The 14,528-nt window shown below is 62.9% G+C and carries 19 protein-coding genes; 5 read left to right on the top strand and 14 right to left on the bottom strand.

Annotated features, from left to right (window positions below; all coding sequences use genetic code 11):
* Positions 1–106: 106 nt before the first annotated feature.
* From QZ709_RS17225 to QZ709_RS17195, 7 genes are read right to left on the bottom strand one after another with little or no spacing between them, the layout of a single operon-like run.
* Positions 107–901 carry a major capsid protein gene (locus tag QZ709_RS17225; RefSeq protein WP_294638662.1) on the bottom strand — a complete coding sequence of 265 codons (795 nt, stop codon included), beginning with the start codon at positions 899–901 and terminating at the stop codon, positions 107–109.
* Positions 902–932: 31 nt separating this feature from the next.
* A complete protein-coding gene (locus QZ709_RS17220; protein WP_294638661.1) occupies positions 933–1,277 on the bottom strand; it encodes a head decoration protein in 345 nt (114 codons plus the stop codon).
* Positions 1,278–1,298: 21 nt separating this feature from the next.
* Positions 1,299–2,417 carry a head maturation protease, ClpP-related gene (locus tag QZ709_RS17215; protein ID WP_294638659.1) on the bottom strand — a complete coding sequence of 373 codons (1,119 nt, stop codon included), beginning with the start codon at positions 2,415–2,417 and terminating at the stop codon, positions 1,299–1,301.
* Complete coding sequence (locus tag QZ709_RS17210; protein ID WP_294638666.1) at positions 2,414–3,919, bottom strand: phage portal protein; 1,506 nt, start codon at positions 3,917–3,919, stop codon at positions 2,414–2,416. The genes QZ709_RS17215 and QZ709_RS17210 overlap by 4 nt, the downstream gene beginning before the upstream one ends.
* Positions 3,920–3,921: 2 nt before the next feature.
* Positions 3,922–4,128: a hypothetical protein gene (locus QZ709_RS17205; RefSeq protein ID WP_294638657.1), complete on the bottom strand. Its 207-nt coding sequence runs from the start codon at positions 4,126–4,128 to the stop codon at positions 3,922–3,924.
* Positions 4,129–4,146: 18 nt separating this feature from the next.
* Positions 4,147–6,048, bottom strand: a complete 1,902-nt coding sequence (locus QZ709_RS17200) for a phage terminase large subunit family protein (protein ID WP_294638665.1) — start codon at positions 6,046–6,048, stop codon at positions 4,147–4,149.
* Positions 5,972–6,499, bottom strand: a complete 528-nt coding sequence (locus QZ709_RS17195; RefSeq protein ID WP_294638656.1) for a hypothetical protein — start codon at positions 6,497–6,499, stop codon at positions 5,972–5,974. The genes QZ709_RS17200 and QZ709_RS17195 overlap by 77 nt, the downstream gene beginning before the upstream one ends.
* A gap of 355 nt (positions 6,500–6,854) precedes the next feature.
* Between QZ709_RS17195 and QZ709_RS17190 the strand changes: the two genes are divergently transcribed.
* From QZ709_RS17190 to QZ709_RS17170, 5 genes are all read left to right on the top strand, one after another.
* The gene (locus QZ709_RS17190; RefSeq protein ID WP_273624998.1) at positions 6,855–7,061 is read left to right on the top strand and encodes a hypothetical protein; all 207 of its coding nucleotides are present in this window, start codon (positions 6,855–6,857) and stop codon (positions 7,059–7,061) included.
* Positions 7,062–7,107: 46 nt separating this feature from the next.
* On the top strand, positions 7,108–7,329 hold the full coding sequence (locus tag QZ709_RS17185; protein WP_294638655.1) for a hypothetical protein: 222 nt from the start codon (positions 7,108–7,110) through the stop codon (positions 7,327–7,329).
* Positions 7,330–7,369: 40 nt separating this feature from the next.
* Positions 7,370–7,822 (top strand): DUF3489 domain-containing protein, encoded by a 453-nt coding sequence (locus QZ709_RS17180; RefSeq protein WP_294638654.1) that lies wholly within the window; start codon positions 7,370–7,372, stop codon positions 7,820–7,822.
* Positions 7,823–7,890: 68 nt separating this feature from the next.
* A complete protein-coding gene (locus tag QZ709_RS17175; protein ID WP_273624995.1) occupies positions 7,891–8,100 on the top strand; it encodes a hypothetical protein in 210 nt (69 codons plus the stop codon).
* A complete protein-coding gene (locus QZ709_RS17170; protein WP_294638653.1) occupies positions 8,100–8,378 on the top strand; it encodes a type II toxin-antitoxin system RelE/ParE family toxin in 279 nt (92 codons plus the stop codon). The genes QZ709_RS17175 and QZ709_RS17170 overlap by 1 nt, the downstream gene beginning before the upstream one ends.
* A 7-nt stretch (positions 8,379–8,385) precedes the next feature.
* On the opposite strand, the gene QZ709_RS17165 is transcribed toward QZ709_RS17170, so the two are convergent.
* The 7 genes from QZ709_RS17165 to QZ709_RS17135 all read right to left on the bottom strand — a co-directional run bounded on the left by QZ709_RS17165 (position 8,386) and on the right by QZ709_RS17135 (position 14,438).
* The gene (locus tag QZ709_RS17165; RefSeq protein WP_294638652.1) at positions 8,386–9,684 is read right to left on the bottom strand and encodes a site-specific DNA-methyltransferase; all 1,299 of its coding nucleotides are present in this window, start codon (positions 9,682–9,684) and stop codon (positions 8,386–8,388) included.
* A 200-nt stretch (positions 9,685–9,884) separates the two neighbouring features.
* A complete protein-coding gene (locus QZ709_RS17160; RefSeq protein WP_294638651.1) occupies positions 9,885–10,265 on the bottom strand; it encodes a DUF6362 family protein in 381 nt (126 codons plus the stop codon).
* Positions 10,258–10,461: a hypothetical protein gene (locus QZ709_RS17155; RefSeq protein WP_294638650.1), complete on the bottom strand. Its 204-nt coding sequence runs from the start codon at positions 10,459–10,461 to the stop codon at positions 10,258–10,260. Before QZ709_RS17155 ends, QZ709_RS17160 begins: the two co-directional genes overlap by 8 nt.
* Positions 10,462–10,463: 2 nt before the next feature.
* A complete protein-coding gene (locus QZ709_RS17150; protein ID WP_294638664.1) occupies positions 10,464–10,931 on the bottom strand; it encodes a hypothetical protein in 468 nt (155 codons plus the stop codon).
* 299 nt (positions 10,932–11,230) lie between these two features.
* Complete coding sequence (locus QZ709_RS17145; protein WP_294638649.1) at positions 11,231–13,423, bottom strand: AAA family ATPase; 2,193 nt, start codon at positions 13,421–13,423, stop codon at positions 11,231–11,233.
* On the bottom strand, positions 13,420–14,175 hold the full coding sequence (locus tag QZ709_RS17140; RefSeq protein WP_294638648.1) for a hypothetical protein: 756 nt from the start codon (positions 14,173–14,175) through the stop codon (positions 13,420–13,422). Before QZ709_RS17140 ends, QZ709_RS17145 begins: the two co-directional genes overlap by 4 nt.
* Positions 14,175–14,438 carry a DUF6511 domain-containing protein gene (locus QZ709_RS17135; protein ID WP_294638647.1) on the bottom strand — a complete coding sequence of 88 codons (264 nt, stop codon included), beginning with the start codon at positions 14,436–14,438 and terminating at the stop codon, positions 14,175–14,177. The genes QZ709_RS17140 and QZ709_RS17135 overlap by 1 nt, the downstream gene beginning before the upstream one ends.
* Positions 14,439–14,528: the final 90 nt, after the last annotated feature.

Raw genomic sequence — 14,528 nt, 5'->3', positions numbered from 1 at the left:
CGGATGACTTGCTTGCGCCGCTCGTGAAGCTGCTCCAGGGTTTGGTATCTCGCGTCTTCTTTGTCCATGCTGCTTCGAACGCGAAAATCAGCAGAAAGTTCAATCTTTATGGGGCCCGATCAATAATGCTGCCGACCTTGCCGTAGAACTCCTTCCAGGTCACCTCGCCGAAGGTGAAGCCCTTGCGCAGATCGTCACGCAGGAATTGACCATCGTTCCAACGGTCGTAGGCCTGCTTAACGGTGGCGTGGCCGACAAAGGCATCGTAGAAACCGCGACCGCAAATGCCCAGCCAGCCGGTGATCACGCCCGAGTCGCCGATCACATCCTCGCTCTTGCGCTTGGCATCGCGAATCTTTTGCTGCAAGTCGGTGGTTTCGGAGCCCAGTGTCATGGCCACCGACTGCGCGGTGATACCAAAGCGCTGATGCAAGTCCAACAGGACGCGCGAACCGTCCGCATCGTAGATCTTGCCGGTGACCGCGCCAAAGCGGTGATAGCGCAGGGTCGCTTCCAGACGCTGGCGCATTTTGAGCAGGCGCTGGGTGACCAGGTTCTGCACCGTCTGGGTTTGCGACTCAGAGCCAAAGGCGCGCACGCCCTGGACTTCGTCCGCTTTGATGGCCCCCGTGGTGGCCAGGTGCAGGGTCGAGAACGGGATCATGTCGCGCTTCGATCCCACGGTGACGTCACCCGGTGCACCGCGCTCGGTGGCTGGCACCAGGGCCAGAGCATCCCCATCGCGCTCGATCATGACCGAGGTCGTCGTGATGCCCTCTTCCTCAAAGAGGCTGTCGAGCAGAGTGGGCACATATTGGCCTTCGGGCGGGTTGTTGATGGCGGCGGTGAGCGAAGCGACACCGAAGGCGTCGTCGTTGAAGATGTCGAGAGTCTGGGGCATGGAAGTCTCCGAAATGGGTTAGGCACGTGGGTTAGCGCACGATGAGGTGACGGGATTTGAGATCGGCAATCGCTGCGGCATCCAGACCCGTCAGCCGCGCTGCGGCGACCTCAGCCAGGCGCACGAAGGCCACGCCATTGCGTACGTCTGCCGATGCCGGCAGTGCGGCGTGCAAGATGCCCACCGCCACCTCGGTGCCATCGGTGGCTGCCGGGCTGTAGGCGGCGTAATGGCCAGAGGCGGTCTGAATGCCCAGGACCTGCCCGGCAGGCAGCGCGTCACCGGCAGCGACCGTGATGGCTTCGCGCGAGATCTCGCGGTTGCCCTCGGAGAGAAGGAATTCGGCCGTGTGGACGGCCTCGGTTTGGATGTTCATGGTGTGTGCTCCTGGTGATGATTAAGGGGTGGGCGCTTGGCGCGTGGCCGTTTTGACGGCCGCCGGGCGGCTGGGCTTTTTCTTGCGCGCGGCGTAAATGGCGCTCGTGTTCGGGCTGGCCGCCGCGTGGGCATCGGGGGTTAGCGGCGACTCCTTGTTGTCGATCGCAGCGCCTTGCGCGGCCAGCAATCGATCAAACAGCCGCGCACGCACGGCCTCCACACTCAGCCCGGAGCGCGCGTAGTCGGCAGCGAGCTCCGGCAACCGGGCGCTGGCACACAAGGTGCGAATCGCTTGCAGACGCTCAATCTGCGCGGACACCGCGCCGTCATCGGAAAGGGGGGTGTTCATCAGCAACTCCTCAGTGAATTCAGCCAACCCGCAGGCGAGGCAGGCTTGAGAGAAACGCGCAGCATTGCGTGAGAGCCGGGTCGGGTCTGGCTGGGGTTCGGGCGCCTGGGCTGGTTCTTCGGGAATCAACTCAGCACTGGCTGCCAGCAAGGCTTCGGGGGGATGCTTGAAGCGCGCCAGCACATTGGTCGAGCCCCGGCAGGCCTGCAGTGCCACAGACTCGCCAATGACGTCCACCAAGCCCAGCGCCAAGGCCTCGTCGGCACTCAACCAGGTCTCTTCATCGAGCATCTGAATGAGCGTGGCGTCTTCGATGGCAGGAGCCTTGCGTCGGTAGGCCGCCAGGATGCCGTCGCGCGCCTTGTCCATCATGTCAGCGGTTTTGCGCAGGTCGTGGGCACTGCCGTAGGTGAAGGTCCACGGGTTGTGGATCATCAGCATGGCGTTGGCCGCCATCACCACCTGATGCCCGCCACAGGCGATGACACTGGCAGCCGATGCGGCCAGGCCGTCGATGCGCACGGTGCAGCGCGCACCCAGACGCAGCAGCGCGTTGTGAATGGCAAACCCGTCGAACACATCACCGCCCGGGCTGTTGATGGCGATCGTGATCGCAGCCTGCCCATCGTCCATCGCCTTGAGCTCGTCGATGAAGCGGGCGGCGCTGATGCCCCAAAGCCCGATCTCGTCATAGATCAGCACTTCGATGGATTTCGGTTGATCGGCATCAGTCTTGGCCTGAATGCGGTACCAGCTGCGCGTTGGCGCAGCCTGGGGAAGGTGGCTCATGCCTGCTCCTCAAGATTGGAAATGGTTGGTGTGGGCGCTGCCGGGTTGGCGCGCGGATCCGAGTCATAGGCCAGGCCCAAGGCATCAGCGCGGGCGATGTCGGCCGCGTTTTCTGCGTCGATGAGTTCAGCGTCGTAGCCTTGGCGCAGTGCGACTTCCGAACGCGAGGTAAAGCCGGCACGCACTTCCATGCGCCGGGCCTGCACGTCCTGCACCGGGTGCAGGTAGGACCAGCCTTGCGGCACCCAGCGGGTGCGCAGATACGCGCGCCGTTGTCGAGGGTAATCAGGCAGCGCGATGGCACCGGCCAGCACCGCCATGTCCAGCCAGGCAGCACGCACAGGCCGGCACATCTGGTGGACGAAGACGCCAAACTGGCGCTGCTCGATGCGCCGCCGAAACTCGTTCAACACCACCCGGATCACCCGGTCATTCACATTGCGCAGGTCCCCGGTCAGCAACTCGAAGGGCAAACCTGCCCCGGCAGCGGTGGCCAGCAACTGCTGACGCATGAAGTCCGGGTAGGTGTTGCCGGCGTCGGGCGGATTGGAGAAATCCACCTCTTCGCCAGGCAGCAGTTCCTGCAGGGTGCCGGGCTCCAGCCCCACCATTGGGGTGAAACCATCGGCATCGGTCTGGATGGGGGCACCCGTTACCGGATCGACCGGCAGATCCTCGGGCGCCGGTTTGCGGATGAAGCCGGCAAACAGGTTGGCCACTTCCTGCCGAAACAGCACCGCGTCATCAAAGTCGTCGAGCGACTTGAGTCGTGCCAAGACCGGTGCCAGAACGGGGACACCACGCAACTGACCCGCGCGCAGCGGCTCATAGATGTGCAACACCTGCTCGGCCGGGACGCGCACCAGATCGTTAAACCCCAATGCAGGACTCGGGCCATCACCGGGATGGGCGCGGTACATCCAGTAGGCGGTCCGCTGTCCGATTGCGTTGTACTCAATGCCGGCGCGGATGACATTGCCGCCACGGCCTTGATCATGCTTGTCGTGCGGCACGAACTCAGGCTCGAGCACCTGCAACTGCAGGGGCACCGCCATGGCATCCTCAAGCCGCCGGGGCCGCAGGCGAATGAAGCACTCGCCCGACTCGTAGACCGCCCGGCAAACCAGCGCCTGCAGCCCATAGAGGTCGGTGCGACCGTCGGCATCGGCTTCGTCGCACCAGTCCTCCCATAACGCCTGCAACTGGCGCCGCACGCCATCGTCGGGATGGCGGGGTTTGGGGGTGATCCCGGTACCGATGGTGTTCGACACCAGCCGGTCTATGGCCGAGAAGGCATAGGGGTCGTTGCGCGTGGCGGCGCGCGATCGGTTGCGCAAATGCTGCAGACCGCCAAGCGACGCCGAACTTGGCCCGCCATCGGGCGCCTTCCAGCCGCCCAGACGACGACCGTTGCCGGCGCTGTCATAGCTGGCTTGAACACGGGTCAGGCGCTGGGGCATCAGAAAGCCGCGCTGCGCCAACCAAGGGTAGGACGCGGGCATGCTCACCACCCCTTGCCGGCATGAAACAAGCGCACGATCCGGGTACGACGCCCGCCAACTTTCGAGAGCTCATTGAGCATGCGATCGCGGGCCTCGATCAGTTCTTGCACCGAGCGGTATTCCACGGTGCGGTCCGCAAACCGGACGATGTGCTCGCCCTTGGCCAGGGCACGTTCGATCCGGACGACGTCGTCCTGGGTAAAGGCCATGTGAGGTTTCCTCGATGCTCAACGTCGGCGCAGGTAGGCGGATGCCGCGACCCGACGTGCTGGTGAATGGTGGTGTCCGGAAGCAGGCGCCGTCGCTTGCCTCAGTCGAGGCGAGCCCTCGTTGGGCCTGGCGACGACGGGCTCGTGTTGCGATGTCATGAGCTCGCCTTCGATGGCTGCGCCAGCCAGTTTGGCCAGCACGAGGCGGCGCTCGATCTTGAGTCCCTGCAGCGCGGCATAGGCATACACGCGGCAGTCCAGCGCTTCGTTGCGCGCCCCGGAGGGTTTCTGCCAGGCGCGCACCTCATTGCCTCTGGTATCGATACGGGTCACGCGTTTTTCGACAGTGGCCTGCTCGAACCAGGCCTCGTCATACGACATCGGAAAGTGGCAGTAGCCAGGTTTACCTGACGCAACTTGCCAGCGCGCATAGATCGTGTCCTTGGCGGTGTCGACACCGATCAGGCGCACCATGTGGCCCCGGTATTTTTTGGACTTCGTCTGCCGCTTGGGCCAGACCGGGCGCGGACCGAACTGGCCTTTGACCGCCCAGACGTTGCGCGCCGCACGCGGGGTGGCGAACTCATACACTGGCTGCACATGGTGGCCGCCAGAGTCGATACAGCAGGCAGCGATGCGCAGTGCTCGGCCATCCTCAGTGGGCAGACGGGTGCTGATCAACAAGCCATCCAGTTGCTGCCACAGCGCTGGTTCTGCCGGGTTGCCGTGCAGCACGATGTGCTCGATACCCCAAGACTCCTCACCTGCACCCCAGCCCACGAGCTCGATTTCCAGTCGATCCTTTTGCGTATCCACGCCAGCGGTGACGGTCAGCACGCCTGCCGGCAGGTGGTCCGGTGCGTACGCTTCGCGCTGCTGGGCCAGCAGGTCGGCACTGGCTCGCTCGCCCACGCTTTCGAAAGGCACCCCCATGGCGGTGTTCCACCAGGTCTTTTCTTCTTCGGGGTTGCCCCGGGCGCGCAGGAAATCGCTGGCGATCTCCGAGAGCTTGCGCCAAGGCGAATAGAGCTCATTCAGATGAAACCCGGGAATCGGGCGTTGCGGGCACTGGGCCATCCATTGCCCCTGCGCGAGCATCAGCGGCCGGTCGCTGTCGCGGATCAGGGCACCGCAGGATGGGCAGACCAGCGATGTTTGCGCCAAGTCCGCTTCATTGACCAGCACATTGGCCCACTCCAGCACATGCCGGTGACCGCAATGGGGGCACGGCACGAAGTAGCGTCGCTGATCCGACTGCAGCCAGGCGCGCTCGATCCGGCTGTGCCCCTTGAGGGTTGGCGTCGAAACCAGCGCCACCTTCTTGCGCGCGCGGTAGGTGGCGGTACGCTTGCGGGCCAGGTTGACCGGATCGCCTTCGGTACCGGCCGAGGGCGGGTAGCGATCGACCTCGTCGCAGAGCAGAATCCGGATCGGACGGCTGGACAGGCTCGCCGCGCTGTTAGCCCCGGCAATCGTCAGATGCCCGCCGGGGAAGTGTTTCTTGAGAATCGTGTTGCCCGAGTCGCGGCTCTTGGCGTCGCGCACCTTGCCGACCAGGGCTGGGGTGTCGCGGATCATCGGCGCCAGACGATCCTTGGAGAAGGTCTCTCCCATCTCGATGGTGGGCTGCACGACCAGAATCGGCGACGGGTCGAGATCGATGAAGTAGCCAATCAAGGACTTCAGGATGAGCGTCTTGCCCACCTGCGCCGAGGACATCATGACGACCTCCTCGACCCCGGGTTCGCTGAACGCATCCATGATGCCGCGCTGATACGGGGCACGATCGCTCAGGTACTTGCCCGACTCCGCGCTGTCCTCGGGCGAGAGGTAAAGATGCGTGTCAGCCCATTGGCTCACCGTCATCGTCGGTGGTGGCCGCCACAGCGAGCGCACCCGGGTTAGCAAGGTCTGGATCATCGTCAAGGGCGGCCTCAGCAAGTTCCGACAAGGCCTCCATCACCATGTCCGTCAGCAGCCGTTCAATGGCCGACTCCTCAGAAAGCGGCAGCACCAACGGGGTGGCGCGCACCGGCAGGGTCAATAACTTGGCCCGGGCGGCGGCGATCATGCTGGCCCAGGCGCGCTCGACTTCCGCAGCGGGCACCAGCACGCCCTTGAGGCGAGCGATCTCGACTTCGGTTTTTTCGGCCTGGGCACGGGCGAGGCGGGTTTTTTCAGTCAGGAGATCACCGCCGTCGCCGCTGGCCACCGCCCGCAGGTGGCGGATGTAGGCCACGACCGACGGGATGATGTCGTACTGCCCACGCGTCGCCGGCTTGGGGATCACGCCTTCCTTGGCCAGCTGCTGCACCCGACGCGGGGTGAGATCCAGCAGCTTGGCCAGCGATTCGATGGGGGCAGTTGCCATGCAGGGTGGCTCGTGGGTAAAGGGGAAATCAAAGCTGGGCTGTGAGCGCCGACATTTCGCCGTCAAGCGAAACACTGATGCCGGCCATTTCGTCTCGGATCACGGCCAGGCCCTGTGGTGCCTTGAATTGAGCCGCGAAGCGAAACCGTAGCGCGGCCTGTGCCTGCGCAAATCTCGCGGGTCCGCCGCCCCGCACTGGCTAAGGTCGCCAGGGTCCCCGGCGATGAAATAGCGAAGCGTTGCGAGCCACTGCCCGTCCCTGCGTGGGATTGATGCGACAGGGGCCAGATTCAACTTGGCTTCTTCCGGAAATGAAGCGTTCATACGGTCATCGCAATCAACCAGAGCCCACACCATGACCCACCCGACGCTCGATCACATCGCCCAAACCATCCTCGGGCTTGAGACCCTGGACACGCGCAACAGCGACCGGCTGGACTTCCATGACCTGGCGGTCTGGAACATCAAAGCCGCGCTGCAGGCGGCTTTTGAGGCAGGTCAGCAGGCCGGCAAAAAACCTCGGCAGATCCCCCAGAAACGAGTTGCTAAGCCGGCCGAATGAAGCGTTCATACAGACACGATCACCCACCCGCAAAAAGGACCCGACCATGACCACCCAGACCGCCAAGCCCACCGCCCTGGACAGCTTTATCGCCAAGGCCGGCGAATTCGACGCCTTGCTCCAGCGGCTGCAACAGATGCGCGATGACCACTTTGGGGTCAGCCCGGATGCGGTGACCTGGGGCCACGTCGGTGACGTGACGCACCACGTCAATGCCCTCAAGGAAGTGACCGATGCCTACTTCAAGGAAGGCGAGTACGCCGAGTAAGCGCACCCCAATTCAACGCACACCGATCCATCACAAGGAGATGACCATGAAACTGACCGACACCCAGGCCCTGATCCTCAACACCGCCATCCAGTCGTCCGGTGGCCAACTGAGCTGGTTTCCCGACAACCTCAAGGGCGGTGCCCGAGACAAGGTGTTGGGCAGCCTGCTGCGGCAGGGGCTGATTCAAATCGATGGTGAGAGCCACCGGGTCACTGACCTGGCTTACGAGACGCTGGGACTGGCGGTGCCACCGGCTTTGGCCGAGCCGATCAAAGCCGCGCCGCGCACCCGGGAGAACACCAAGCAGGCGCAGATCATCGCTATGCTCCAGCGCCCAGAAGGCGCCACCATCAGCCAGATCGTTGAGGCCACGGGCTGGCAGCCACATACGGTACGCGGCACCTTTGCCGGGGCCTTCAAGAAGAAGCTGGGCCTGACACTGAGCTCCAGCAAGGATGAGCATGACCAGCGCGTTTACCGGGTTGCCTAACCGGCATCAAACAGGGTTCCGTTTTGGTCCATGATGGACTACAATGGAGCCACTTTAAGGAGGTTTCCATGGCCATCAACGTCAAGCTGCCAGAAGCCTTGGTCGAGACCGCCAGGCATTACGGCACCATCGAGCACCGCTCGGTACCCAAGCAAATCGAATATTGGTCTCAGATCGGCAAGATTGCCGCGGAGAACCCGGATCTGCCCTTCAGCGTGATCCGTGACATTCTGATCGCCGATCAGGAAGAACCTGTGGGCGAGTATCAGTTCGGCTGATGCGTCTACTCGTTACCCCGACTTTCGAGCGCACCGTCAAAAAGCTGCACCGTCAGCAGAAGGCGGCGCTTGATGATGCGGTGCGCGCCATCGCCAGTGACCCCGATATCGGTGAGGCCAAGGTTGGCGATCTGGCTGGCGTGCAAGTCTACAAGTTCAAGATGATCAATCAGCTGTGCCTGCTCGCCTATCGCGTTCTGGACCCACAAACTATCAAGCTGCTGATGGCTGGGCCTCACGAGAATTTCTACCGCGACCTCAAGCGCGTGGACCACTGAATATGCCTCACGCCTCCTGCGGTTCAGGGGCGAGCTGATCTGACGTTGCGCACTCCGCAAAGGTTTTACCGGTGGCGGCCAATGTGGCCGCCTTGCCCGTGTAATCCTGCCAACGTTTGACGATCACATCGACATACTTGGGGTCAAGCTCCACCAGCCGTGCGCGGCGCTGAGTTTTCTCAGCGGCAATCAGGGTCGTGCCGGAGCCGCCAAACAGATCGAGCACGATGTCCCGCGTTTTACTGCTGTTGCGAATTGCCCGCTCGACCAGTTCAACCGGCTTCATGGTCGGATGCAGATCGTTCTTGACCGGCTTGTTGATGAACCAGACATCACCCTGGTCACGGTCACCGCACCAGAAGTGATCGACGCCATCACGCCAGCCATACAGGATGGGTTCGTACTGGCGCTGGTAGTCAGCGCGACCCAGTGTGAAGGTGTTCTTGGCCCAGATGATGAAGGTGGACCACTTGCCACCGGCGCCGCGAAATGCGAGCTGCAGGGTGTCAAGCTCGCTGGAGCTCATGGCAATGTAAACCGCGCCCTTGCTGTAGGCCAGCAGGTTGGCGCAGGCCGCCGACAGAAATCCGGCAAAGCCTTCACCCAGGTTGTCATTAAGGATGGGTCGGTGAGTGCCGCGCTGCTTGTCCTTGGCGGTGTTGGCGTAGTTGACGTTGTAGGGCGGATCGGTAAACGCCATGTCGGCCAGATCGCTGCCCATCAGGGTCTCCAGTGCCACAGGGTCGGTGGCATCGCCACACAGCAGGCGATGCTCACCCAGCAGCCACACATCGCCTGGCTGGCTTACGGGGTCGTCGGTCACCTCCGGTACGGCGTCATCGTCTGTCAGTCCCTCGTTGCCTGCCAATTCCGCCATCAGCGCGGCCAGTTCATCATCGGCAAAGCCGGTCCGCGACAGATCGAAACCGGCAGCCTGCAAGGCCTCCAGTTCGATACGTAGCAGTTCATCATCCCAGCCGGCGTTCTCAGCCAGCTTGTTGTCCGCCAGCACATAGGCACGCTTTTGCGACTCGGTCAGGTGCGCCAGTTCGATGACCGGCACCTTCTCGAAGCCCAGCTTACGTGCCGCCAGCACCCGACCGTGACCGGCAATGATGCCGTTGCTGCCGTCGACCAGCACCGGATTGGTCCAGCCAAACTCGCGGATGGATGCCGCGATCTGCGCAACTTGGGCATCCGAGTGCGTGCGGCTGTTACGGGCGTAAGGAATCAACGCCTCGATCGGACGATATTCGATTTGCACGATGGTCTGGGAGCCTTGAAACGACAAACCCGCCAAGAGCATGGTGCTCAGGGCGGGTTCGTGGGGTTAGGTAGTATCCAAATCAGGGTGGGCGGCTGCCTCGCACCTCTGTCCAGAAGATAGCTGGAATACTACGCCAATCCGGCGGATATGTTGCACGCCTGATTTCGGGTTCAACCCGCAGCGTTACGCAGGTCTGCGCAGACCTTGTAAGACGCTGGCGATTTCATGCAATTTCATGATCAATCTTCCAGATTGAGGTGCAGCGCCACCTTGGCCAGGGCCATCTGCCAACGTCGCCAGGCGGTGCTGCGGTCACACGCAAAGCGGATACCGATTTCCCGCCAGCCGTAGCGCTTGGCGCGCATCCACACCAGGTGCCGTTGCTCTTCTTCCAGCCAGAGCACCCAGCGCATCACTTCCAGCATCCGATCGACCGACTCCGGGCTGGGCGGGAAATAGACCGGTGGCCGGTCATCCGCACCCAAGTTTTCATGTTCGGCGCGTTTGATCGCCGGCCAGCAGTTGAAATATCCCTGGACCCGAACCGCTGGCAGACGTCGAGCCACATCGGCCGCCTGACTGAAGCGCAAGGCCACATCGTCGATCGTCCACTTAGCCATGGCGAGACCCGCCGTAAAGACGCTGGCCGATGCGTCGAACGACCTCCTGCTCAAGAAAGTCCAGGCGGCTGTCATCGGCATGCACGACCAGGATGCGCTGCTCCTGCCAGCCGCTTTGCTTGATGGCATCCAGATCGGGCGACTGGGGCTGCAGGCGCCCCAGAGGGCAGCGGTAGTGAGGTGTCGGTGTTTTCATGGTCAGGCCTCCTGCGTCTCGATGGCCCAGTGCAACAAGGCCAGGGCATCGGCTTCGTTGTCATCGGTGACCGGGTGGCCCAGGGCACGCATGGCTGCGATGACCTCGGCTTTGCCCGCATTGCCTTTGCCAGTAGCGTGCTTTTTGATCGTGGCGACGGGCACGCCGAGATAGGCGATGTTCTGGTGCTCACACCAGGTAGTGAGCGTGGCCATCAGGCCTCCGTAGACGTGGGCGGCATCCACCCCTGCATGACGGCGTACCTCTTCGAAGTACACCGCATGGATGTCCTGGGCGATCGTCTTGAGCTCCCCCAACCAGCGCTTGAAGCGCAGAAACCGCATGCCACCCCCCTCGAAGCGCTGGGGTCGGAAACTCGCAAACCCGTGTGCAATGTCACCTTCCCGGGCCAGCAATGCCCAACCGGTGGTGGTCCCGAGATCAAGTGCGAGTACCACCCGCCGATTCAGATCCCTGCCACAACCATCGAAGGAAATCTCCCTACGTGAGGGAGAGGGAACCACTGTTCCCTCTCCTACGTAGTAGGAGGGGGAGTTTTCGCCAACTGAAGAATCCGCGCAAACCCAGTAACCATGCGGGTTTGCGTCAGTTGGCAAGTTGGCAGCGTTTCCAACTTGCCAACTTGCCAACTTGCGCTCAAGTGGTTGATTTACATTGGATTGAAGTTGGCAAGGGTCTGCCAACTGAATCCAGTTGGCAAAAAGTGGGTTCCAGTTGGCAGAAATTTTGCCAACTTGACGATGCGTATTCATGCGGGCTCCTGGGTATCGTTGAGATCGTCTTGGTACACCCACACCTCGGGGTTCTCGACCGGCATGGCGGCCCCCGATTGCGGGCATTTGTAGTGGGTGGGCAGGACGAGATGTGTCTGCATCACGACCTCCCCGGTGTCCGGATCAGGCGGTCCGATGGCCATCTGCAACGCCATGCCTTCCACACACAGATAGCCGAACTTGGTGCGCCCGCAGGACGGCAAACCGTAGTCAGCAGCATTCCGGAAATACTTGATGTAGCCCTGGGTCGCCAGGGCCGATAGCCGCTCGCGGATGGTGCGCTCGCCACCCAGCCCAGCCTTGCCTTCAAAGCCTTCGGCAAACTGATTGGCGGTGTAGCAGCGCCCGTTGGCGGCCTCCTGAAACAGAATCTCCAGGATCGCGTCGCGCTTGCGCCGACGCTCAGCATCCAGCCGCTCGCCGTATTCCTTCATCACCAGCCGCTGGTTGGCGTCGACCTCGCGCCACTCACCCTGAACCTTGTCGATGTGCTTGAGCGGAATGCCGGCACCGTTGCGCAACTCATAGATCAGCTGACGGGTCGTGCGCGTCTCATCCGGCCGGAACAGCAACATCCCGGTCGAGTAGTAGCCACGCAGGCTTCCCGCGCCGGCCAAGGCCTGGAACGGGTCCTCCTCAAACTGCTTCTTGCCCAGTTTCCGGGTGTGGTGCGCAAGAATGATCCCGGCGTCCGGATTGACCGCCTGGCGAATCCGCTCCACCCGCTGCGACAGGAAGAACAACATGGCGCCGTTGTCGTTCTCGCCACCGGCATCACCGCCGTCGAACACATTGCGGATAGGATCGATGGCGATGATGTCGGGAGGCTCACCGCCAAAGGCGTTCATGATCGCTGGGATCACCTGGGCGAGCCCCGCGTCATCGAGCACCAGCCGCAACTGCGGCGTGGCCACGAAGTTGGCGCGGGCGTCCAGCAGCCGATGCGACGGCAGGCGGACATCCTTCACGCGCTCGCGCAGGTAGTGGTACTGGACCTCGGCCTGCAGGTAGAACACCCGCAGCGGTTTGGGTGGCTGCATACCCAGAAACGCAGCGCCAGCGGCCATGTGCGCCAGCCACGACAGCAGGAAGTCACTCTTGCCGACCTTGGGCGCACCGCCGAACACCAACATGCCTGCCGGCGTCAGCACGCGCGGAGAGATCAGATCGGGTGGCAGCGGTGAGTTGTCGTCGAGCAGTTCGCCGAGCGTGAAGGTGGGCAGAGCGGGAACCGCTGCCTTGACCACGCGGCGTTCGCCCTGGGCGATGAATGCCGCGCAGTCGAGCCCTTCGACGACCGCGTCTGCGGCGTCCCACTTGGGTGGCTTGTCGGTGGGCGGTACCAGGATCGCCACGGATGTGCTGCCCGCAGCCACGCAAGCACGCGCGGCACTTTCAGCATAGTCCCAGCCGGGTGCATCCCGGTCCGGCCAGATGACCACGGATTTCCCCGCCAACGGATGCCAGTCGGTTTTGTCGACAGGAGCCTTGGCGCCGTTCATTGCGGTGGTGGCCGCAATGCCGCAAGCGATCAATGCAGCCGCACACTTCTCGCCTTCGACCAGGACGACCTCTCGCGCCTTCGAGATGACCGGGAGGTTATAGAGCGGCCTGGGGTCCGGCGCGCGCCACATGCGGGCGCGAACATCCCAGGGACGATATTCCTTGCCGGTCGGCGGGTCGTAGCGGTAGACGCAGGCGATCAGTTCGCCCTCGGGTGACAGATAGTCCCACTTGGCGGTGTAAGCGCCGAGGTCGTCCATCGGCACGCTGCGAACATCGCGGCGCATCGGCGTGATGATCGGTGGAGCAAGACCGAGCCACTGCCGGATCTCGCCAGCGATGCGCGGGAAGTCGCTGCGTGCGGAGCGACCCTGCGACCGCGCCCACAGATCGATGACATCGCCACCCTCGTCGGTGGAGAAGTCTTTCCACAGGCCGCGCCGTGTCCCGTCCAGCTCAACCACCAGACTTCTGCCCGGGTTGCCATCCACATCGCCTACATAGAATTTGCCAGCCCGGATGCGCCCCTGCGGAAACAGGTAGTGGAGAACGGCCTCGAGCCGGTCCAGCAACCCTGCACGCAGCGCATCGGTGTCCGTGGCCAGTTCGTCGCGCTGCTCGGGGGCGTCATTGAAGTCGAGCCAGATGATGTTGTCGGCCATCATGTCGAACCCCAACAGCGGTCCTGCCAGGGGCAGAATTTGCACTCGACATGCGTCGGTGTAGTCGCATGGCGCGGCAACAGTTCCTGGCTGTCGGTCGCCGTGATGACACGAACCGCGCGATCGGACATCCGCTGCGCCAGGCCGCCATCGAACGGCACCAGCTCGAACCAGATCTCCTCGGAGTCCTTGTTGATCGCGGTAAACAACGCCGGGTTTGACGAGATGCCTGGCACGCTCGCTTCCATGTAGGCCTGGTAGACCGCCATCTGCGCGGCATAGACCGGTTTGGATTTGCTGACGCCGTGCTTGACCGTATCCCGCCAGGACTTGTCGTTCATGGTCTTGCACTCCCACAGGGCCGGAAAGCTCATTCCCAGCGCTGCGGGGCCGCCGTTCAAGACGCCATCGACGTGCCCTTGGATGCGGCCGCCCGCGACGGAAAAGCCGAACTGACCGCCGCTGGCCTTTTGCGTGTATAGATCGAATCCGGCCATGCGCAGCCAGCGGATGGCCATCTCTTCGAGGGCGTGTCCCACCTCGAAGATGCGCAGCACGCGTCCGGGAATCTCTCGACCCGGGTCGACAGGGGTTTGCAGATGCTCGTATTGCAGCGCGCGCTCGCAGGCAACACCCAGGCGAGACGCACCGAGATAGTTGCGACGGGGTTGCTTGTCACGATCGGCGCTAAGTGCAGCGTCGATGAGCACGCCGATCTGCTCATGGATCTTGGGACGGTGATTGAAATCCAGCATCAGAGAGGCACTCCCGTCGAAACCGGCTTGCCTTGGCGGGCGAGCCGCTCCTCAAGAAAGGCGCGATCCTTTTCTGCCATCCGCTCGTGCTCGACGAGCATGTGTTCCTGGTAGGCTGTCACCACCACGTCGATCAGCATCAGCACTTCGTCTTTGCTGTAGTCCGCCAGTGGTCGCTGCATACCGATGGCGCCGACATACTCGCCAAGCGGCGCCAGGCAGGACGCCATGGCGGCGAGCTCCATCTCACTGGGATCGATCATTTGCCCCTCCGTTTTCGTCATGAGCTTGCAGAACGCGTTCTGACAGCGCATGGAGCAGAACACCCAGCGGTCCGAGTAACGTCGTGGGTC

The sequence above is a fragment of the uncultured Aquabacterium sp. genome, assembly GCF_913773725.1.
Taxonomy (GTDB): Bacteria; Pseudomonadota; Gammaproteobacteria; order Burkholderiales; family Burkholderiaceae_C; genus Aquabacterium.
The sequence above is the reverse complement of the archived record's forward strand: the minus strand, read 5'-3'. Positions and strand labels throughout refer to the sequence as shown.